Origin of the sequence: Synechococcus sp. H55.10 (assembly GCF_047502715.1) — a bacterium.
In the GTDB taxonomy this organism is placed as follows: domain Bacteria; phylum Cyanobacteriota; class Cyanobacteriia; order Thermostichales; family Thermostichaceae; genus Thermostichus.
This window is the reverse complement of sequence record NZ_JANSJJ010000016.1, coordinates 1-19,380: the sequence shown is the minus strand read 5'-3', so window position 1 is coordinate 19,380 and position 19,380 is coordinate 1. Positions and strand designations below refer to the sequence as shown.

19 protein-coding genes and 1 pseudogene are annotated in these 19,380 nt (G+C 60.7%); 13 read left to right on the top strand and 7 right to left on the bottom strand.

All coding sequences use genetic code 11. The features are described 5' to 3' along the window. The 4 genes from NW858_RS01650 to NW858_RS01635 all read right to left on the bottom strand — a co-directional run. Positions 1 to 874: M23 family metallopeptidase (locus NW858_RS01650; RefSeq protein ID WP_414519488.1), on the bottom strand; the 874-nt coding region annotated here is incomplete at its 3' end. Positions 875 to 915: 41 nt separating this feature from the next. Beyond that, positions 916 to 1,719, bottom strand: coding sequence for a biotin--[acetyl-CoA-carboxylase] ligase (locus NW858_RS01645; RefSeq protein WP_414509859.1), 804 nt, complete (start codon positions 1,717 to 1,719; stop codon positions 916 to 918). Between the two features lie 5 nt (positions 1,720 to 1,724). Further along, entirely contained in the window at positions 1,725 to 2,357 is a 633-nt protein-coding gene (locus NW858_RS01640; RefSeq protein WP_414335991.1) for a DUF3318 domain-containing protein, read from the bottom strand. Between the two features lie 14 nt (positions 2,358 to 2,371). Further along, positions 2,372 to 3,091, bottom strand: a complete 720-nt coding sequence (locus NW858_RS01635; RefSeq protein ID WP_414335993.1) for a pyridoxine 5'-phosphate synthase — start codon at positions 3,089 to 3,091, stop codon at positions 2,372 to 2,374. Between the two features lie 181 nt (positions 3,092 to 3,272). On the opposite strand from NW858_RS01635, the gene NW858_RS01630 reads away from it, so the two are divergent. Beyond that, complete coding sequence (locus tag NW858_RS01630) at positions 3,273 to 4,340, top strand: hypothetical protein (protein ID WP_414369121.1); 1,068 nt, start codon at positions 3,273 to 3,275, stop codon at positions 4,338 to 4,340. A gap of 121 nt (positions 4,341 to 4,461) precedes the next feature. Here the strand turns inward: NW858_RS01630 and NW858_RS01625 are convergent, their stop codons facing one another. Further along, entirely contained in the window at positions 4,462 to 4,839 is a 378-nt protein-coding gene (locus NW858_RS01625; protein ID WP_414338938.1) for a hypothetical protein, read from the bottom strand. Between the two features lie 126 nt (positions 4,840 to 4,965). Here NW858_RS01625 and lepB point away from each other — a divergent pair, with 126 nt between their 5' ends. From lepB to NW858_RS01590, 7 genes and pseudogenes are all read left to right on the top strand, one after another. Then, on the top strand, positions 4,966 to 5,640 hold the full coding sequence (gene lepB, locus NW858_RS01620; RefSeq protein WP_414336229.1) for a signal peptidase I: 675 nt from the start codon (positions 4,966 to 4,968) through the stop codon (positions 5,638 to 5,640). 108 nt (positions 5,641 to 5,748) lie between these two features. Further along, a complete protein-coding gene (locus tag NW858_RS01615) occupies positions 5,749 to 6,954 on the top strand; it encodes an RNA-guided endonuclease InsQ/TnpB family protein (protein ID WP_414519490.1) in 1,206 nt (401 codons plus the stop codon). A gap of 81 nt (positions 6,955 to 7,035) precedes the next feature. Next, entirely contained in the window at positions 7,036 to 7,476 is a 441-nt protein-coding gene (locus tag NW858_RS01610; protein WP_414335615.1) for a DUF6464 family protein, read from the top strand. Further along, positions 7,466 to 8,173, top strand: a complete 708-nt coding sequence (gene pyrF, locus NW858_RS01605; protein ID WP_414335617.1) for an orotidine-5'-phosphate decarboxylase — start codon at positions 7,466 to 7,468, stop codon at positions 8,171 to 8,173. Before NW858_RS01610 ends, pyrF begins: the two co-directional genes overlap by 11 nt. A gap of 121 nt (positions 8,174 to 8,294) precedes the next feature. Beyond that, a complete protein-coding gene (locus tag NW858_RS01600; protein ID WP_414335619.1) occupies positions 8,295 to 8,819 on the top strand; it encodes a hypothetical protein in 525 nt (174 codons plus the stop codon). Between the two features lie 115 nt (positions 8,820 to 8,934). Then, positions 8,935 to 10,023 carry a hypothetical protein gene (locus NW858_RS01595; RefSeq protein ID WP_414519485.1) on the top strand — a complete coding sequence of 363 codons (1,089 nt, stop codon included), beginning with the start codon at positions 8,935 to 8,937 and terminating at the stop codon, positions 10,021 to 10,023. 505 nt (positions 10,024 to 10,528) lie between these two features. After that, positions 10,529 to 10,657, top strand: a pseudogene (locus NW858_RS01590) (RNA-guided endonuclease TnpB family protein); the annotation flags it as partial. 108 nt (positions 10,658 to 10,765) lie between these two features. Here NW858_RS01590 and NW858_RS01585 read toward each other — a convergent pair. Next, the gene (locus NW858_RS01585; RefSeq protein ID WP_414335622.1) at positions 10,766 to 11,281 is read right to left on the bottom strand and encodes a TIGR02652 family protein; all 516 of its coding nucleotides are present in this window, start codon (positions 11,279 to 11,281) and stop codon (positions 10,766 to 10,768) included. Between the two features lie 336 nt (positions 11,282 to 11,617). On the opposite strand from NW858_RS01585, the gene rimP reads away from it, so the two are divergent. From rimP to NW858_RS01560, 5 genes are all read left to right on the top strand, one after another. Then, complete coding sequence (gene rimP, locus NW858_RS01580) at positions 11,618 to 12,091, top strand: ribosome maturation factor RimP (protein ID WP_414519483.1); 474 nt, start codon at positions 11,618 to 11,620, stop codon at positions 12,089 to 12,091. Between the two features lie 159 nt (positions 12,092 to 12,250). Continuing rightward, positions 12,251 to 13,624: a transcription termination factor NusA gene (gene nusA, locus NW858_RS01575; RefSeq protein ID WP_414335625.1), complete on the top strand. Its 1,374-nt coding sequence runs from the start codon at positions 12,251 to 12,253 to the stop codon at positions 13,622 to 13,624. A gap of 55 nt (positions 13,625 to 13,679) precedes the next feature. Then, complete coding sequence (locus NW858_RS01570) at positions 13,680 to 14,327, top strand: flavin prenyltransferase UbiX (protein ID WP_414335627.1); 648 nt, start codon at positions 13,680 to 13,682, stop codon at positions 14,325 to 14,327. A gap of 50 nt (positions 14,328 to 14,377) precedes the next feature. Beyond that, positions 14,378 to 15,049 carry an ABC transporter permease gene (locus NW858_RS01565; RefSeq protein ID WP_414519481.1) on the top strand — a complete coding sequence of 224 codons (672 nt, stop codon included), beginning with the start codon at positions 14,378 to 14,380 and terminating at the stop codon, positions 15,047 to 15,049. 7 nt (positions 15,050 to 15,056) lie between these two features. After that, positions 15,057 to 17,993 carry an ATP-binding protein gene (locus NW858_RS01560; protein WP_414519479.1) on the top strand — a complete coding sequence of 979 codons (2,937 nt, stop codon included), beginning with the start codon at positions 15,057 to 15,059 and terminating at the stop codon, positions 17,991 to 17,993. Positions 17,994 to 18,046: 53 nt separating this feature from the next. On the opposite strand, the gene NW858_RS01555 is transcribed toward NW858_RS01560, so the two are convergent. Beyond that, the gene (locus NW858_RS01555; RefSeq protein WP_414519477.1) at positions 18,047 to 19,306 is read right to left on the bottom strand and encodes an ABC transporter substrate-binding protein; all 1,260 of its coding nucleotides are present in this window, start codon (positions 19,304 to 19,306) and stop codon (positions 18,047 to 18,049) included. Between the last annotated feature and the right edge of the window lie 74 nt (positions 19,307 to 19,380).

The window sequence follows — 19,380 nt, the reverse complement described above, 5'->3', positions numbered from 1 at the left end:
CATCGGTAGCGTCCAAAACCACCCAGCCTTGCCCCACCGTCTGGTGCCACAACTCAAAGTGCAAGTGGGGCCCCGTCACCGCTCCCGTTGCCCCCACGTAGCCGATTACGGTGCCCTGCTTCACGACTTCTCCCACACCCACAGCAGATTCAGACATATGGCCATAGCGGGTGCGCTGGTTGCCGGCATGCTCCAGCACAACGGTGATCCCCAGACCGCCCAGGGATCCCGAAGTGACCACCTTGCCGCTCAAAGAGGCCAAGATCGGCGTTCCCAGGCTGGCCCCCAAATCCACCCCGGCATGGAACTCCGGCTCTCCGCGAATGGGGTGAATTCGCATGCCAAACCCAGAAGTAATCGGCACCGGATGGGGTAGGGGATAGAGCAGTCGTTCTTCACCTGCCGCCAGTTCTGGTAACTCCGGCGTTGGCGGTTCAGGCGCTTGGGTCTGGCTGGGATCCTCAATGCGAATCTCTTCACCTGGGGTGAGGATGATGCGGCGACCGGAGCTGCGTTCCATCAGCACCACCGGCACCCCACCTTCAGGTTGAGAAAAGGACGCCGTGCCGCTATTGCCGGGGGTGGCCAGGCCACGGTTTTTTTTCGGCTCAATAACCATTTCCCGGCCCACCACCGTCTCTGGGTGGGTTCCCGCCTCAAGAGCTTCTCCCCGTAGAGGAATGGCCCCATCCAGCAGCAGGGCTGCCGCCCCAGGCGTGTCCAGAGCCGGCTCCACCACGGGCGGTGGGGGCAAAGGGTTGGGTTGTGTCTGGGCCAGCAGAGCCGTGGGATAGAGCCAAAGCAGACCCAGCCAAAAGCGCAGCCGCCGCCTTTGTGGGAAGAAAAGGCGCGCTGCCGCAACCAAAGGCTTCATCACCGCACTCAACACAGGCCACACAAGAAAAACCAGAAAGGCTACAGATCGCCGCCAACAGGAGTGTGATAGCTCAAGCGAACTTGGTCAGGTGCAAGCGTCAGGATAGATCCTCGCTCCCCTTGTGTTTGTACTCGCACCCGCCCATCCTCGGCAAGGCCCAAGACCGTGAGGCTGCTTTCCCCCTGGGCTCCTTGGACTTGCGACTGAACCATCCAGGCTTCGTACTCTGGGCGAACGGGGCCAAATCCCTCTTGCAACCAGACCTGGAATCCCTGCTCCATCCCCTGCAGAACCCAGCCGGCAATCTCGGTGCGGTCGAGGGACTGTCGGGATCCCAAGATGTGGGCTAAGGTGATCGCCCCGGCGGGCACGGGATTGTTGATATTCACACCCACGCCGGCCACCAGCCCCAGCAGTTGCCCGTCCCCCCCAAAGCGGCTTTGCACCAGGATCCCCCCCAGCTTGAGCAGAGAATCCGGGCCCACCACCACCAGATCGTTGGGCCATTTCAGCCGCAGCGGGATCCCCAGTTTTTGCCGCAGACTGCCCGCAATACCCCAGCCCAAGGTCAGGGTCAGTTCCAGCAGCGAGTGATGCAAGGGCGGGGATCCCAGCCAGACCGATAGATACAGCCCTCCCGGCTCAGAGTGCCATACCCGCCCATGTTGACCTTGCCCGGCCCGTTGGCGGGTGCTGACCAAAACCGTGCCCACCGGCAGCGGCTGTGGAAACCGGCGGCTCCAGTCCAGGAGCAGCCGATTGGTGGAATCGGTTACCGCCACCTGCAGGAGGTAATGGCCCCAATGGCCCACCTGGGATCCCAGCCGCGAGGGGGAAAGCATCTCCCTCAGCTCAGCACAATATCTTCCGCCGGACGCTGGGCCAGCCGCTTTAGGTTCTGATAGCGCAACATGTCCAGTAGATCATTGCCGGAGCGCCCCTCCAGACGGGCCTCCACGTGCAGCGCCTGCCCCAGAGCCTCCACCGCCTGCAGCCGTGGGATCCCGCGCAACACCAGACGATCCACCGCATAGGCATCGGCAGCCAACAGACGGCGGTCGTTGGTTTGGTCGCGGCGCAACTGCCAGAGGGCCAAGCCACTCAAACCTCCCGAAACCGTTGCTCCCACCGGATCCTGCTGCACAGCCTCAAAGATCAAGCTCAACCCTCCCAGAGCTGCTATGGCCAGGTAAAAGTCGATCTGCCGCGAGGCTGCCCGGCTGTAGTAGCCCACCTTGTGCAGGAACAGCCCCGCTCGCTGCAGGGGGGTAAATTGCCGCCACTCGTAGGGCTTGATAAACAGCCGCATTTGCCGTTCCCAGGGCATTTGCCGACGGCCCTTGATCACCACTGTCTGCCGTTCCGAGGCCGGCAAGATCTTGACGCTCTCTCGCATACTGGCAGGCAGCAGATCCAGCAGGCGCTCGATCTCAGCCTGCTCCAGAACGTAGTTTTCGTAGCCGTAGTATTCCGAGTCCATGCCGGGCCTGCTCCTCAGCTTAATCCCATCGCCTGACGCATCTCTCGCACCGCCCGATCCAGTCCTACCAGCACCGCTCGGCTGATAATGCTGTGGCCGATGTTCAGCTCCTCCATACCCGGGATCCGCGCCACCGGGCCGACATTCCAGTAGGTGAGACCATGTCCCGCATTCACCCGCAGGCCCAGTTGAAGGGCCTGTTGGCAGCCTTTTTCCAGATGCTCAAGTTCCACCTGCCGCCGAGCTGCGGAGGCAGCTTCTGCATAGCGCCCCGTGTGCAGCTCCACCCAGCGGGCCCCCACCTGGGCGGCAGCGGCAATTTGCACTGGATCCGGGTCGATAAACAAGCTGACCGGAATGCCGGATCCCTGCAGTTGGCCGACCACATCGCTAAGACGCGCCACCTGCCCTGCCACATCCAGGCCCCCCTCGGTGGTGATCTCCTCCCGCCGTTCGGGAACCAAAGTGACGTAGTCGGGCTTGATCTCCAGAGCAATGGCCACCATCTCATCGGTGGCGGCCATCTCCAGGTTGAGGTGGGTGCGCACCGTTTGCCGCAACAGCCGCACATCCCGATCTTGAATGTGACGGCGATCCTCGCGCAAGTGCACTGTGATCCCATCTGCCCCCGCCAACTCGGCGATCACTGCCGCTGCCACCGGATCCGGCTCTACGGTGCGGCGAGCCTGGCGAAGGGTGGCAATGTGGTCGATGTTAACTCCAAGACTTAACAAGGCCTGACTGCTGTGGGTGTAAAGGATTCTAGAATGCTCCTAGTATTACATTATGCAATTTGCGCCGGTCAGACGAGCCTGGATGCTGTGGGGCTCAGGCGGCGGGGAGGCAGCCTTTACTCTATGATCAAAATGCTCGAAAGCGATGTCTCGCCTGTGCGGGATCCACTCCAGGCTTGCCATGACTGATCCAAATGCCTCTCTGGCGGTGGGACAACACTCAATCATTGACCGGGCGCGGGTGCCGGCCCTGATTGCCCAATACCTGCCGGTGGAGATCTGCATTTACTACCAGGTTGTGCCCGTGGCCCTGGATACCGACAGCCTCATTTTGGGCATGGTGGATCCCCAGGATTTGGCAGCGCTGGACTACGTGAGCAAGATGCTGGCCTATTCCCAGATCTCCGTCCAGCCGATCCCGCTCACCGCTCAGCAGCAGCAGGATCTCATTGCCTACTACTTCAGCCATCCCCCCGACCCGGCAGAGGTGGAGCGGCTGCGCCTCCAGGCCCAAGCCAGCCGGGTGACGCGGGAGGTTCCCGCTCCTGTGGCGGGGCCACCCACGCAGTTGACGCCAACCCAGCCCCCCTCCGCTCGGCCAACTGCTCCGCCTGTCCCCGCCGACGAATCGGAAGAGACGGTGCAGCAGTTGCTCAACTCGATGCTGCGACGGGCTTTGGATGAGAAAGCCGAGCAGATTTTTGTGGAACCTCAAGAGGGGGCTTCTTGTCGGGTGCGCTACCGTCAGCAGGGGATTTTGCGGGATCTGTTCAAAGATCTTTCGGAGTCCATACGGGCGAAGTTGCTCGCCTCCATGAAGCGGATGATGGCACTGGATCCAGAGCTGCTCGGAGAGCCGCAGCAGGCAGAGGTGGAACGGGTATACCGGGGGGAGCCACTGGTTTTGCAGTTGCGCATTATCCCGCAGCGCTCCAAAAGTGGCCAGACTGCCCTCGCCAGAGAAGGAGCCATCTTGAGTATTTTGCGAGGGGAAGCCCTCCAGAAATATCAACAAGGTCAGAATAACCTCCGCGTCTCCGAGACCTTAGCCTTGGCCCAACAGACCCATCAACTGCTACAACAACTGCAAAGTGCTCTCAGCAACACAATCGACAAACTCAAGCAGTACCCCAGTCCACCGCGGAGCGACTGGCCCCTGATGACAGAGGTGTTGGCAGCTATCCAGGCTCAAGCCCAGATGATCGCCATCCATCAGCAGGACTGGGAAAAACTCAATTCCGGCAGTTGAGCCCCCAGGCATTTCGAGGGCATCTTAGCTTTTGCCTTGCTTCTTGGCTTTATGGGCTCCCAATGCCTTTTGCCGGTGGCCCAAGTTTCTCATTCCCGTTGCAAACCCAAGCAGTTTTTTCCTAACGGGATCCCTCCCGCAACAGCACCAAAATCACACCGGCAATAATGCTGATGGTGGCCCCGGCAATGAGACTGGTGGCCAGACGTTCCAGCCGTTCTCCGATGCTCTGAGCGGTGTCGAACTTAAAAGTCAGTTTTTCCAGGTCACCTGATAGTTTCTCGACGTCGCCCGATAGTTTCTCGACGTCGCCCGATAGTTTCTCGACGTCGCCCGATAGTTTCTCGACACGCTCTGAGAGCTTTCCAGTATCTCCTGCGAGCCGATCGATCCGCTGCAAAATTTCCCCTTGTTGTTGGCTGAGGTGGGCTATTGCTTGGCTGTTGGTCTCGACCAAGCGCTCAAGCCGATCTAGGCGTTCTTCTGTTGAAATCGTCATGGGGTTTGCAAGTTACAGGCTACGTGTCTCTCGATCGTAAGCTACTGGCGGCCATTCGTCTTTTCGATGCTGGCTCCTGCTGGGTGCGATAATCTTGAGATCGTGCAGTCTTGTCCGTTAGCTCCCATGCCGTCCAAAGATCCAACGTCTCTGCCCAAGCCCCAGTCGGCACCTGCCAGCTCGGGATCCCGCACCTGGTGGCAGGCGCAGCGGGAAAACCTGCTGACGGTTGTGCTGGCGCTGCTGTTGGCTTTCGGCATTCGCACCTTTGTGGCGGAGGCGCGTTGGATCCCCTCCGATTCCATGCTGCCCACCCTGGAAGAAGGGGATCGGCTGGTGGTGGAAAAGGTCAGCTACCGCTTTGGCCCGCCCAGACGCGGCGACATCATTGTTTTCTACCCGCCTGCCAAGCTGAACTTCAACGGCGCCTACATCAAGCGGGTGATCGGCCTACCTGGGGATCGCATTCGTATCGCCGATGGTGAGGTCATCATCAACGGGATCCCACTGCAGGAGGACTATATTTATGCTCCTCCCAACTATTCTTGTCCTGGAGAGCGCTGCCCTGGAGTTCCCAACCAGGGATCCGAATTTGTAGTTCCTCCTCACTCCTATTTTGTGATGGGGGACAATCGCAATGACAGCCAGGACTCCCATGTGTGGGGTTTTTTGCCGGAAGAAAACATCATCGGCAACACCATTTTTCGCTTTTGGCCCCCGAATCGCCTACACGTTTTCACCCCGCCAGAATATCCCGAGCTGCGTTCGGAAACTCAAGTGTTGGGCGACACCGCCCGCTAGGGAGGTCGCTTGACTCTGCCTGGGCTGCTCAGCTAGAAACCGCAGGAGCCCCGCCCTGTGCCCGTAGGGTCAGGGTCGGGAGAAATGCGGACGACGTATAGTTGTGACATGGCCCAAGTCCTGACTATCTCCTGCAAGCTCAAGGTGTCTGCTTCGCAAGCCGTGAAGCTAGAGGCAACCTTGTCTGCTTTTGCACAAGCACTCAACTGGGTCAACCAAAACACACCAGAGAAGGTGGTCAACGCAGTCAAGCTTCAATCTCTCTGCTACCGCGAAATTCGTACCCGCTTTGGGCTATCCAGCAACCTGGCACAACAGGTATGCAGAAGGCTGGCCGCTGCCCGCAAGGTTGCCCAGCAAAAGAATCGTCCAGTCAAAGCGTTCAAGAGCGGCTTTGTTACCTACGATGCCCGCATCTTCTCTTTTCGGGAAAAAGACTGGACGGTGTCGCTGACCACCGTTGAGGGACGCGAACGCTTTGAGCTGGATATAAGTAACTACCAGCGCGGCATGTTAGCAGGCTCAAACCCTAAAGCAGCCACGTTGGTCAAACGCCAAGACGGTTCCTACTCCATTCAAATTTGCGTGGAGTCTGAGGTACCGGAGCCACAAGACACCACCAAGGCAATTGGCGTGGATTTGGGTAGGAGAGATATTGCCCACACCTCTGAGGGAGACCACTGGAATGGACAGCAGTTGAACCAGGTCAGAGACCACTACTCCAGGTTGAGGGCGGCTCTGCAACGCAAGGCCAGTAGGGGCACACGCAGTTCTCGGCGCAGGTGTCGGCAACTGCTGCAACGGCTGTCTGGTCGGGAGAGGCGCTTTCAAACTTGGGTGAACCACTGCATCTCCAAAGCGATTATTTCTAGGGCGCTGGCGACCCACAGCTTTATTGCCTTGGAAGACCTGACTGGAATTAGAGAACGTACCAACCAACAGCCGCGCAGCAAGACGGAGCGGCGACGGAGCAATAGCTGGGCGTTCTACCAGTTGCGGCAGTTTGTGCACTACAAGGCCGCCAGAGCAGGGGTGAAGGTTGTGGTGGTGCCGCCTGCCTACAGCTCGCAGACCTGCCACCGGTGTTTGTGGCTTGGGCAACGGGAAGGGAAGCATTTTCGTTGTGTGAACCCGGTCTGTGGTTGGGAAGGGGATGCAGATTTTAACGGTGCCAACGTGATTGCCCTTTTGGGGGTCGCTGTAAACCGGCCCAGAGGTCCGTGGTTGGCTTGCCAACTGCAGGGCTACCATTCGCGTCAGCGGCGCGGAGCGCTTAAGCCTGCTCCGTACCGCTTAGCGGTCGGAGTCGGGTAGTTTACGGAGGAAGTTAAGAGGAAGTTAAAGATCGCCCAGGTTGGCAGTAAGGTAAAGAAAGAGCCTCTAGGTCGCTGCTGCATGGATTTTGAGAAGCTATTGGAGGAATGGGTGGCAGCCTTCACCCAAGCGGCGGAAGAAAGCCTCGCCGCTTTGGAAACAGCCCTGACAGAACTGACGGAACACCTGGCCGTGCCTCTCCAAGAAACCCTGCGGCAGTGGGAAGCGCTCTGGAATCTGGAGGAGGAACTGGAGCCAGAACCTTGCGAGGAAACCTTCAACCCTTCTGTGGGCGAATCTTTCAGCAGCAGCCGTTTCTTCGTCAGCCCGATAGGATTTGGTGGCCTGGTTGTTTATACCTACGTGGCTTCGCCGCCCGACTCCATCGGGGATCCCACCTGTCGCTACAATGCCCATTCTCCAGAGTTGCGCTGTGCCGTCAATCCGCACGGCCCCTGTGAAGGTTGCCCCCACTACGAGCCCCGGAACGTGAGCCCTGGAATGAGTCGCGATGAAGGGTGACCGCCTGATTGTTGCCCTGGATACCTCTTCTTGGGAGCAGGCTGTGGGGTGGGTGGACGCTTTGCCGCAGGTGCTGTGGTGGAAGGTGGGCCTGGAGTTGTTCTCTGCTGCGGGTTCCTCTATCCTCCAGGCTCTCAAGGAAAGGGGCAAGCGCATTTTTCTGGATTTGAAGCTGCACGACATTCCCCACACGGTGGGACGGGCTACGGAGGTGGCCGTCGGCTATGGGGTGGATCTGCTCACCGTCCATGCTTGCGGTGGCAGTGCTATGTTGCGGGCAGCCGTGGCCGCCGCCCAGGGCAGTTCCTGTCGGCTGTTGGCAGTGACCCTCTTAACCAGCCTCGGCCCCGACCAGGTGCGGCAGGAGCTGGGCATTGAACGGGATCCTGGCGACTACGTTTTACAATTGGCCCGACTGGCCCTGGATCAAGGTGTGAAGGGGCTGGTCTGCTCCCCGCAGGAAGTGGGGCGGCTGCGCCAGGCTTTGGGGCCGGAGGTTCTGCTGGTTACTCCAGGGATCCGTCTGAGCGACGCCAGGGTGGGGGATGGTGGGGATGATCAACAGCGCATCTGCACGCCCGACCAAGCTCTGCGGGCAGGAGCCGACTACCTGGTGGTGGGTCGCCCCATCATTGCTGCTCCGGATCCGGTGGCGGCCTTGCGGCGCTTCCAAGCCTTGTGGGATGCTTCTGGGTGAGAAGGTTGAGGGATTCGCCCGCTGTTGGCTAAGTGGTGCTGTGAGGCAACGACGCCATAGGCCACCTGTCCAGTCCGCCAACGCGAACGGCAGGGGGTGTTGGCTGGGAGTGGGTTTATCGGTGGCTTTGGGCCTGTGCAGCCTTCCTGCCGCCCCGGCCAGCGGAGAAGCCTGTCTGGCTGCTCCTCAGGTTTGGGCTGAGGCTCTAACGGAGCAGTTGCCTCTGTTCCTCAATCTGGCCTTGAGCCGCTCCCGCTCTGAGTTTCAGGTTGTGCTTGTGGGGAAGCCGGAGGTTGAAATGCTCCCTCCTCAGGAGCTGGCTCAGGTTTTCTCGGACACCACAACAGCTGCAGAGGCTTTTCGACTGTATTTCACCACGTTGGAGCGCCGCTTGGTCTTGCCCCAACACCCCCAGGACAACCCCTTGGCCGGTCGGCGCAGCGAAACCCTGCAACTGGCCTACGAGGCCTATGTGCTGCGGGCTAGGTCTGGGGATCCCTGGCAGTTGGTGCGTCTGCAGGTAACCGGAGCGGGGATCCCGATTCGCGATGTAACCGAGGGGCTCACCGCTCAGGCCATCCGTCGCTGGCAGCAGTCGGGTTGCCCCTTGACGGGCGATCTAGAGTTGACTAGACCTTCTCTGTAGGCGGGGAGTTTTGCAAGGCACACAAGGACACTTTCTCCTCCCAGAGGGAGAGGCATTGGATGTTCTGCTGCTGGTCGAATGACCATTCCGTTCAGGAACACAATAGGGCATACCTATGAAGTTTCCCCCCGCCAAACCTCGCCAGGGCAAACGGCTGCCCCGCGGCTCATTTTCCCGACTGCGGTCGTCCAACACGGACAAACATCGCCGCCGACGTCTGGTCGGTTTTGGTTGCATAGGCCACTGGCTGCTTTGGGGCGGGATGGGCCTGCTCTTGGGACAGCGGCTCCGCTCCTGGGGGCAACCGTCTCCGCTGCAGTGGTGGCGCGTTGTGCCCGTGAGCGGCTCTGAGGGATCCTTGCCATCCGGTCAGCCGGAACTGCCCCTCTACCACTGGTTTGCGGATGGCCTAGTGCCCTGGCTGGCTCAGGGAACGGGGATCCCGGCTGGAGAGCTGTTGCGGATCTTCTCGGTCATGGCTTGTTTGGCCATCCTGCTGTTGTGCTGGAGCTGGGGCAACTTCTGGAGTGTCGGGCTGTGGGGACTCAGCCCCTGGGTGCTGACCCAAGGGTTGGAGCCGGGCAGCGAGATTTTGAGCACCTGGGTGTGGCTGTGCAGTTGCGGCGTTGGGCCGGGATCTGCCTTGCGCCGGTGGGGTCTGGCCCTAGCTTGTGCCCTGTCCTATAAGATTTGGCCCTTGGCTTTGCTCTGGGCGGGGCTGTGGACGAGCCAGCAGTGGTCGCGGCAGCCGCTGCGTTCGCGAGGGGCACTTTGGCTGCTTTTGCTGCTGCTGGTGATGGCCCTTTCTTGGCTGGGACGGGTCGATCTACCGGCTGATCCTTCTGCAAGGGTTGCCTATCGCCTCAGCTCCCAAGGTGGCTTGGCCGTTTTGGCGACTTTGATGCTGCCCTTGGGGTTGAGCTTGGTGCGGTTGGGCTGGCCCTGGGCGGAACGGCAACAAGCCTTGCTCAGCTTGGCCGGCCTGGGCCATGTCCTCTGGATGGGGATGCTGGCGACGTGGTTTTGGGATCCCCAAGTGAACAGCCTGCAGCAAAGTGCTCGCTGGGGATTGGTGGGGCTCCCCTTCCTGTGCCTGAGCGCCGGCGGCGTCTTGGCGGAGATCCCCTACCGGGGCTGGCGGCGGGTTTTGGGATCCCTGCTGCTGGGCAGTTCTTTCTTGTTATCGTGGCAATCATTGGCCTAGGCTAGTCTGCATTTTTCTTTTTGTCTTGCTTGCTATGACCCAGACCTCATCATCGCTACGCGACGCTTTTGCGAACGCAGCAGCTCAGCCTCTGTTGCAGACCCTGTTTGCCCAACGGGCGCAGGCTTTGATCCCCCCGCCTCTTGGCGCGGAGATCTAGGGGCGGTGCCGGTGGTGAGCAGTTCTGCCTTTAGACTCGCGTTTGTTTCCCAAGACCGACTTGGCACGGGCCACGGCGGAGGTGTTGGCAGAGGATGGGGACAATGCCCTCAATTATGGCGGCACGTTTGCCGGGTTGATTGAGGTGGTGCTGCAGTTGATGCCGGCTAGAGGGGTGGAGGCCCAACTGGAAAACCTGCTGATCGGCCATCGCTCTGGGCAGATCCTCGGCCTCTTGCCCCAGGTCTTTGTGGAGCCGGGGGATGTGGTGATCGTGGAGGGGCCCACCTTCATGGGGGCGGTCAGCCGTTTTGCGGCGTTTCGCGCTGGCGGGACGGAGTCCTTTGTGATTGCGCTTTTGGGGGCCGCTGTAAACCGACCTAGGGGTTCGTGGTTGGCTTGCCAACTGCAGGGCCTACCATTCGCGTCAGCGGCGCGTAGCGCTAAAACCTCACCCGCCTATGCGGTGGGGTAGTTTATGAGGCTACACCTATCAAGGCATAGCTCTCCCCGATCCGGAGAAAAATCTCAGAGCCGAGGGGGCTTGATGCTCACCGCAACAGCTCCCTGGCCGTTTGTCCTTCTAATCGCAGAACTGCAGCCGGGATTGCGGCTGGCGCATGGCCGGATCCAGCTCGCAGATCAGCTCGAAGTTGATCACTCGCCAGCGCTGCGGTGGTCCACCGGCTCCTTCAGGAAGCTGGGAGCTGAAGCTAACCGGCAGGCCGTAGAGGCGGGGTGGGCCGGGACGGCGATGGGATCCCTGCTCCAGGTAGGGGGTGAGCAAGGGGCGGTAGCGCTCGGCCACGATCACCTGTGTGGCTCGCATCCCTTGCATGCGCAGCCGATCCAATTCTTCATGAATCTCGAAGCGGATCCCATCGGCGTGGGTGTGCTGACGAAACCAGCGGCCTTCCCAAAAACGCCAGCGCCGTCCGGATTGCAGATGTACCAGCTCCTCTTGCTCAGCATCCGCCTCAAAGGCGCCGTGGCGAGGGCAGAGGTAAGTATCGGTCAGCGTGAGGGCCGCAATCGTTTGCCGACAGTGGGGACACTGAATGCTGGGGCCGAAGATCGGGTAGGAAAAGGCAACGGTCATAGGTAACCCCACAAAACGCGGCTGAATAGTCGAGCAAATCCGCAGTTGTCCACATTATAGATGTTGCCTTTTGTGGATCTGGTGCCGATCGCGTGGGCAAAACGCAAGTCAGGATCCCCATGACAAAACCAGACGAGATCTTTTAAAATAGATTGAAGGGAAGCACGCCCAGAGTCTGCACCGGCTCCAGGCAGCTCCCAGGCAATCTCCGCAATGACAACGGGGAGTGGGCAGCGCCCACTTTTTTGCTTTTTGGGGGGCTGAGCGCCCCTGTTGCCGGCACCGGCCCAAGTGGGTTCGGCTCTGGCTGCAACATAGGTTGGCGACGAGTTGGTTATGGTTCACCCTCTTATTCTACAGTTGGAGAGCTTGGCCCGTCCTGTGGCCGCTCGACTGGGGTATCAATTGGTGCAGATGGTTTTTCACACCAATCAGTATCCACCGGTCTTGCGGGTGGACATCCGTCCGCTGGATCCGGATCAAGAAACCAGCCATGCCGATTGCGAAACCATGAGCCAGGCCTTGGAGGTGGAGCTGGATCGGGTGGATCTGATCCCCGGCCATTATGTGCTGGAGGTCTCCAGCCCCGGCATCACCAACCTGCTCACCAGCGACCGCGACTTTGTGGTTTTCAAAGGATTTGCGGTGCAGGTGACGGTGGATCCGCCCTACAAGGGCAAAACCGTCTGGTCAGGACACCTACTGGGTCGGGATGAGGAGAACGTTGCCCTCTCCCTCAAAGGGCGACGAGTCCAGTTGCCCCGCGCCTCAGTCCAGCGCGTTGTCCTCTCAGAGGCAGAAACCGAGTAGAGGAATGGGGATAGAGAGGACGTTCGGCCGCGAAGTGTGTTGCCCTGTCTTCGCGTCGGAGCTACCTGCTATGCGACGATGCATTTCCCGTCAGGATTGCGGAGCAACAGTGATAGCAGTTTCATCCCAGCTTAAGTTGCATTAGGAGGACAACAGTTTATGTCGATGGTGCCTCTGCCCGGTTTGGCAGAAATGGTGGAGATGATCTCGCGGGAGCGCAACCTGCCCCGCCATGTGGTCACCGATGCCCTGCGAGAGGCGCTGCTCAAAGGCTACGAACGCTACCGCAAAACCATCCAGCGAGATGTCGTTTTTGAAGAAGATCACTTCCGCAACTTCGATGTGGAGTTGGATGTGGAAGCAGGGGGCTTTCGCGTTTTGGCCACCAAAGCCATCGTGGAGCAGGTGCAGGATCCGGATCACGAGATCTCCCTGTACGACGTGCAGCAGGACTATCCAGAAGCCGAAGTGGGCTGGCAGGTCATGAGTGACGTTACCCCACAACAGGCGGAATTTGGCCGCATGGCGGCCATCCAAACCAAGCAGGTGCTGGCGCAAAAGTTACGGGATCAGCAGCGCCGTCTGATTCAGGAAGAGTTCCGCGATCTGGAAAAAACCGTACTGCAGGCACGGGTGCTGCGCATGGAGCGGCAGAAGGTGATCATGGCTGTTTCCAGCGGTTTCGGCCAGCCAGAGGTGGAGGCCGAGCTGCCTAAGAAGGAGCAGTTGGCCAGCGATCGCTACACCCCCAACACGGTGATGAAGGTCTACCTCAAACAGGTTTACCAGGGATCCCGGCGGGGGCCGCAGCTTTTGGTTTCCCGGGCCGATGCCGGCTTGGTGGTCAACCTGTTTGCCAACGAGGTGCCGGAGATCGAAGAGGATATTGTGCGCATCGTGGCGGTGGCGCGGGAGGCCAACCCCCCTTCCCGCAACGTGGGGCCGCGCACCAAGATCGCCGTCGATACGGTGGAGCGAGACGTGGATCCGGTGGGGGCCTGTATTGGCGCAAGGGGATCCCGCATTCAGGCGGTGGTAGCCGAGCTGCGCAACGAGAAAATCGATGTCATCCGCTGGTCGCCGGATCCCGCCACCTACATCGCCAACGCCCTCAGCCCGGCCAAGGTGGTGGAGGTGCGGCTGGTGGATCCGGAAATCCAACAGGCCCACGTGTTGGTGACCGGCGACCAGCTCAGCCTGGCCATCGGCAAAGAGGGGCAGAATGTGCGCCTGGCCGCCCGTCTCACCGGCTGGAAAATCGATATTAAAGAAGTGGAGAGCTACCGGGCGGCGCTAGAGGAGGCGCAAGCGCAGGGGCTGCCCTATCCCTTCATCACGCCGGAGGCTTTGGAACGCTTGCGGCGGCGGGCAGAGCGAGCCGCTCTGGGCCTAGAGGACGAGGAGTACGCAACCAAAGGCCGCTTGGAGGAAGAGAAGTTGGCCACAGACGACAGGCTGGGAGAAGACTGGGTTGAGGAAGACGAGGACTTCGACTACGATGCCGAGTTCGACATCGCCCAGCCCCAAGAGTGAGATCAGAGAGAGCTCTCCTCGCTAGACTTGAGCAGAAGACGTTCTGCGGCGGCCCTTGACATCCTCTCTGCCCATCATCCTTGGCGTCTCAGGCGCCTCTGGGATGCTTTATGCTGTGCGGGCTTTGCACGTCCTGCTCAGCCTGGATTACCGCGTCGAAGTGGTGGTCTCCAAGGCGGCCTATCAGGTGTGGCAGGGAGAGCAAGGGGTGCTGTTGCCGGTGGATCCCCGGCAGCAGGCGCAATTTTGGCGGCAGCAGGCCGAAAGCGAGGGCGGATCCCTGGTCTGCCACCGTTGGCAGGAGGTGGGGGCAACCATCGCCAGTGGCTCTTATCGCACCCAGGGGATGCTGGTGATCCCGTGCAGCATGGGGACGGTGGCTAAGTTGGCTGCCGGCCTGAGCTCAGATCTGCTGGAGCGGGCGGCCGACGTGCAGCTTAAAGAAGGTCGCCGTCTGGTCATTGTGCCGCGGGAAACCCCCTTTAGCCTGATCCACCTGCGCAACTTGACCACTCTGGCGGAAGCAGGGGTGCGCATTGTCCCGGCCATTCCGGCCTGGTACCACCAGCCGCGCACCCTCTTGGATTTGGTGGATTTTGTCGTGGTGAAGGCGCTGGATCAGTTCGGCATCGACAGCGACCTTATCCAGCGCTGGCAGGGGATGCGCCAGCGGCAGATCCTCAAGCTGCCCCCAGAGGACTAAGGGGATCCCCTCACCCCCAGCCCCTCTCCCAGAGGGAGAGGGGAGTTATCTTGGAGCTTGCTGCCACCTACCCACCCTCGATGAGTCTTTTGGCCAGCTCTTTAAGTTACGCCTACAGCAACAGCGACCTGCTAGTTCAAGCTTTCCTCCAGCACCTGCAACTGGTGGTGGTGCCGCTGGGGATCGCGTTGCTGGTGGGCCTGCCCTTGGGTTTTGGCAGCTCCCGCTCGCAGGTGGTTTCCCTGGTGGTGATCAATGCCTTCGGCAGCTTGCGGGTGATCCCCAGCTTGGCGATTTTGTTTTTGGCCATTCCCTACTTTGGCCTTGGCTTTCAGTCGGCGGCGATTGCCCTGACGATCTTGGCCTTGCCCCCCATTTTAATCAGCACGGATGTGGCCTTCCGCAGTCTCGATCCGGCTCTACGCGAAGCTGCTTTGGGAATGGGCATGACGCCGGCGCAGGTGCTACGCCATGTGGAGATCCCCTTGGCGTTGCCGGTAATCTTGGCCGGTGTTAAAACCGCTACTATCGAGGTCATTGCCAGCGCCACGTTGGCGGCCTTTATCGGGGCGGGCGGGCTGGGCAGCTTCATCACGCTGGGGTTTGCCCTCTACGACAACGCTATCCTGTTGGTGGGAGCAATCCCGGTGGCGCTATTGGCCATTGGTGCCGAAATTCTCCTCGGCGCTTTGCAGCGAGCTCTGGAGCCGCCCCAAGCCTAGGGATCCCATGCTGTTTTCCTCTTCTTCTCCAATGCGCCTGCCCTTCCTCACTTCTCGAGCGGTTCCTTTGCAGGTGGCGCTGCTGTTGCCGCTGCTGTTGGCAGTGGCTGGGGGGGCAGGCGGGGTGGGCTATCTCTCCTGGCGGGCTGGGCGGCAGATGGCGCTGCAGTTGGCCGAGCACCTGAAGAGTGAGGTTAACCATCGCACTGAAGAGCACCTCAGGCGCTATCTCCAAGCCCCCCTTCAGATCAATGCCCTCAATCAAGGGGCAGTCCAGTGGGAGCTACTGCCCAATTTGGCCGCGCTTCAGCCGCAAGATCTGGAGAGGCTTGAGGCCTATTTTGCCCGCCAGTTGCAGCAGTTTCCCGAGCTGAGCTACATCGGCTTTGTCTCAGCGGAGGGGGGGTTTGTAACCGCCCGCCGCCACACCGGTGGGTCGATCTGGACCTACCACACGCCAGGCCTGAAGCCGGGATCCGTCCAGGGCTGCCAGCGGGATCCGGAAAGCGGGGATCCCACCGGCTTGACGCGGCAGTTGGGCTTTGTGGATTTGCGGCGGCTGTCTTGGTTTCCCGGGATCCTGCAACAGGAAGGGGCCCGCCGTACCTGGGTGGTGAGCAACTTTTTTGTCGAGTTTCCCAATCAGAGGCCGGAGCGGCTGATCCTGACAGCGCTGCCCTTGGCCGAGGCGGAGGGGCGGGTTTACGGCAGCTTGGTGGCTGCTCTCTCGGCTCAGCAACTGCAGGCTTTTCTGGAGGATCTGCAGGCCAGCTTGGCGTATCCAGGGGTGAGCTGGTTGCTGGATGAAGAGGGCCAGGTGGTGGCCGGCAGGGAGGAGCTGTCTCCCCAGCCGCTGCTGCTGGCTGTGCAAGAGCAGGTGGGATCCTGGGCAACGGCGGCCTCTGAAGGTTTGCTGCGCCTCAGGGTGGACGGGATCCCTTACTGGGTGCAGGTGATGGCCATTCAGGATCAATGGGGGCCGGGCTTTTATTTCGTCTACGGGATCCCGGAGGGCGCCCTTTTAGCCCCTGTCTATGCCAGTGCTCGGCAGGCGGCCCTGTTGGGGGGTGGGCTGCTGCTGGGCTTTTTGGCCGCCGGGATCCTCCTCAGCGAAGCCCTCTCTCGTCCGCTGCGCCGCCTTACCCAAATAGCGGAGCAATTTGTGCACACTGAGATCCTGGCCTGGCCCCCTGTGGATCCCGGCCCTATCCAAGAGGTGCAGACCCTGGCCAAGGCTTGGCAGCAGGCGGCCACCAACCAACAAGCTTTGCTGGATCGCCTCTGGCAACAGCAGCAGCAGTACCGCGCTGTGGTGGAGCAGCAGACGGAGCTGATCTGCCGCTTTCAGCCCGATGGGAGAATTACCTACGGCAACCCTGCGCTCTTGCGCTTTTTTGGCTGTTCCCCAGAAGAAGTGTTGGGCCGACCTTGGCGGGATCTGCTCCCGGAAGAAGAGCAAGCCGCGGTGCTGCAGTCCCTTGCGGCTCTGACGCCTGAGCACCCTTACCACCGCAGCGAGCGGGAGTACCCCGGCGAAGATGGCCAATCCCGCTGGGTGAGCTGGGTGGATCAGGGCATTTTCGACAGCCAGGGCCAACTGGTGGAGATCCTGTCGGTGGGGCGGGAGATCACCGAGCAAAAGCGGATCCAACAGCAGCTAGAAGCCCTCAACCGGGAGCTGGAAGCCCAGGTGGCGCTGCGCACCGCCAAGCTGCAGCAGTCTTTGCGCTTTGAGGCGGTGCTGCGCTCCCTCAGCGGCCAGATGGTGGCCGGCCTCAAGGAGGGGGAGATCCTGGAAGAGGTGGTCAAGAGCCTGGCCGAGGCCCTCAACCTAACCGGCTGTCATATTTTCTTGACTGGCGCCGATGGATCCTCTTGGATCCCGGCTTGCTCGTTTCCGGAGAAGGCGGATCCCGCCTGCCTCAACGATCCCGAGCTGAGGCACCTGCTGCACTCCCATGCGTTTCTTGACCAGCCCTGGGAAGTCCACTGCTGTTGTCAAAAGGAGCGAGGGGGGCACTGGGTACAGCTTTTGGCTTGCTCCCTTTGGGACAAGCAAGAGCGGCTGGGGCTGCTGCTGTTGGAGCGGCAGCAGGAGTTTTCCGAAGCGGAGAGACAACTGGCCTATCAGGTGGCCAACCTGTCTGCTCTGGCTCTGCGGCAGGCCCGTCTGTATGAGGCGGCCCAGGCCCAGGTGAAGGAATTGGAGCGGCTCAACCTGCTCAAGGACGATTTCTTGAGCACCGTCTCCCACGAGCTGCGCACCCCCATGACCAATGTGCGCATGGCCCTACAAATGTTGCAAATAGCCCGCGATAACCCCGAGAAGCAGCAGCACTATTTCGCCATCGCCCTCAAGGAATGCAACCGACAAATTGATCTCATCAACGACCTGCTGGACATGCAGCGGCTGGCAGCCGAGAAGTATCTGCTCCAACCCGAAGAGATCTTTCTGCCGCGCTATTTGCGGGATCTGGTGGCGGCAGTTCAGCCCCTGGCCCAGGCCAAAAACCAAAGTTTGCAACTGCATCTAGAAGAGGGGATCCCACCCCTTGAGGCGGATCCCACGGCCCTGGGCCGCATCTTGCGCGAGCTGCTGCACAACGCCGTCAAATACACCGCCCCCGCGGGATCCATCCACCTGCAGGTGGCCTGGGAAGGAGAAGGGATCCTCTTTGTCTGCAGCAACAGCAGCGAGATCCCGGAGTCGGAGCTGCCCCGCATCTTTGAGAAGTTCTACCGCATCCCGCAGTCGGATCGCTGGAAGCACGGCGGCACCGGCCTGGGGCTGGCCCTGGTCAAGCAACTGGTGGAGCACATGGGGGGCCAGATCTCCGTCAGCAGCCCGGAAGGATGGACGCATTTTCGCGTTTGGCTGCCCCAAGCCAGAACAGCAAGCATCTCACCTGCAGAAACAGAGAAGCGAAAGCTCCCCTCTCCCTGAGGGAGAGGGGCTGGGGGTGAGGGCTGGGAGAGGGGCTGGGGGTGAGGGGCCACCTATCCCGGCAAAACCTGTTGCTGCCAGAGGGCTTCCAGTTGCACCGTGTATTCGGGGTGGACGATGGGCACAGCGCCGGCGATGGCCTCGCGAATGGGGATCCCGGCGGCAGCTTCTAGCTGGGCAAAGTTGGTCTGCAGCTCGGCAGACAGACGACGGATATCGATCAGGGGCAGATCCCCCCACACATCCGGCTTGAACTTTTCCAGTTGTCCTTCCGGGCTGGCCAAGAGCTCCGCCAAAACCATTGCCCCCCAAGGGTTGGCCGCGTTGATGGGAATGGCCGTGAACGAGGGATCGATCAAGCTGGTGCCGGGGATTCCATAGGGGGTGGTGCTGGGGGGAAACTGGCCGTTGCCCTTGCGCAAGATCACCTGGTCGATAAAGGTGGGGATCAGCCACACCTCGCCGTTGGCAAATAGTTCCGCCAGGCGGGCAAAGGTGGGTGGATAGGTTTGCCCTCGCCGCCACAACAAGGGATCCAGCTTTTTCAGGTAGTCCACCAGAGCGCGGGATTGTTGCGCCCAGAGCTCGGCATTGAACTCCGGCCCGCTGTATTGGGCATGGCCTCCTGTCACACCGTAGAAGGCGCTCAACAGAAAGCGGCTACCGTGAAAATCCGGCGGGGCCACGTAGGCGAACCGGCCTGGATTGGCCTCGGCCCAGGCCAACAATTCGGCATAGCTCCGGGGCGGATTGGGCACCCGTTCGGCATTGTAGGCCATCAGGAAATAGTTGCCGGTGTAGGGGGCAGAATAGCCTTCGGTGGGCAGGCCAAAATCCGTTGCGATATCGGCAGGGTTGTAGAACTGCAGGCTGGGCAGTTTCTGGGCAAAGGGGCCGTAGAGCAAGTTCCCCTGCTTGAGGGTGCGGAAATTGTTGCCGTTGATCCAAATCAGATCAAGGCTGCCGCCGCTGCGCAACCCGGCCTGCACCTCTCCAATCACTTTGTTGACCGCTTCCACGGTATCCGTGAGCGGGATCCGGTTCAAACGAATGTCATGGCGCTCTTGCAACTGCCGCTTGACCCAGCCATCCACAAAACCGTTGATGGCCTCGCTGCCGCTCCACATGGCCCAATTCACCTGGCTGCCCCGCGCCCGCTCCAGGATATCTGCCCAGCTCAGGGATCCCAACTCCACTGGGTTCTCGCCGGTGTTTTGCGCCAGAGGAGAGCTTTGCCCAACCAGCCAAGCCCCTAGGGATCCCAGGCCCGCCAACACCTGCCGCCGCTTCCAGAAAACGCCTTTGGGTTGCATGGCCTCACCTCTGTCTAGGTTCCAGATTCAACTTAACTCCCCTCTCCCCCCTGGGTGGTTGAGAGATCTCCGAG

Bases quoted from the DNA above. Each gene is read 5' to 3' on its own strand.
- NW858_RS01595 (WP_414519485.1), top strand. From the start codon at position 8,935: ATGAAGTTTCCCCCCGCCAAACCTCGCCAGGGCAAACGGCTGCCCCGC.
- NW858_RS01560 (WP_414519479.1), top strand. From the start codon at position 15,057: ATGCTGTTTTCCTCTTCTTCTCCAATGCGCCTGCCCTTCCTCACTTCT.
- NW858_RS01645 (WP_414509859.1), bottom strand. From the start codon at position 1,719: ATGCTTTCCCCCTCGCGGCTGGGATCCCAGGTGGGCCATTGGGGCCAT.
- NW858_RS01610 (WP_414335615.1), top strand. From the start codon at position 7,036: ATGGATTTTGAGAAGCTATTGGAGGAATGGGTGGCAGCCTTCACCCAA.
- NW858_RS01640 (WP_414335991.1), bottom strand. From the start codon at position 2,357: ATGGACTCGGAATACTACGGCTACGAAAACTACGTTCTGGAGCAGGCT.
- NW858_RS01615 (WP_414519490.1), top strand. From the start codon at position 5,749: ATGGCCCAAGTCCTGACTATCTCCTGCAAGCTCAAGGTGTCTGCTTCG.
- NW858_RS01585 (WP_414335622.1), bottom strand. From the start codon at position 11,281: ATGACCGTTGCCTTTTCCTACCCGATCTTCGGCCCCAGCATTCAGTGT.
- nusA (WP_414335625.1), top strand. From the start codon at position 12,251: ATGTCGATGGTGCCTCTGCCCGGTTTGGCAGAAATGGTGGAGATGATC.
- lepB (WP_414336229.1), top strand. From the start codon at position 4,966: ATGCCGTCCAAAGATCCAACGTCTCTGCCCAAGCCCCAGTCGGCACCT.
- pyrF (WP_414335617.1), top strand. From the start codon at position 7,466: ATGAAGGGTGACCGCCTGATTGTTGCCCTGGATACCTCTTCTTGGGAG.
- NW858_RS01630 (WP_414369121.1), top strand. From the start codon at position 3,273: ATGACTGATCCAAATGCCTCTCTGGCGGTGGGACAACACTCAATCATT.
- NW858_RS01625 (WP_414338938.1), bottom strand. From the start codon at position 4,839: ATGACGATTTCAACAGAAGAACGCCTAGATCGGCTTGAGCGCTTGGTC.
- rimP (WP_414519483.1), top strand. From the start codon at position 11,618: ATGGTTCACCCTCTTATTCTACAGTTGGAGAGCTTGGCCCGTCCTGTG.
- NW858_RS01555 (WP_414519477.1), bottom strand. From the start codon at position 19,306: ATGCAACCCAAAGGCGTTTTCTGGAAGCGGCGGCAGGTGTTGGCGGGC.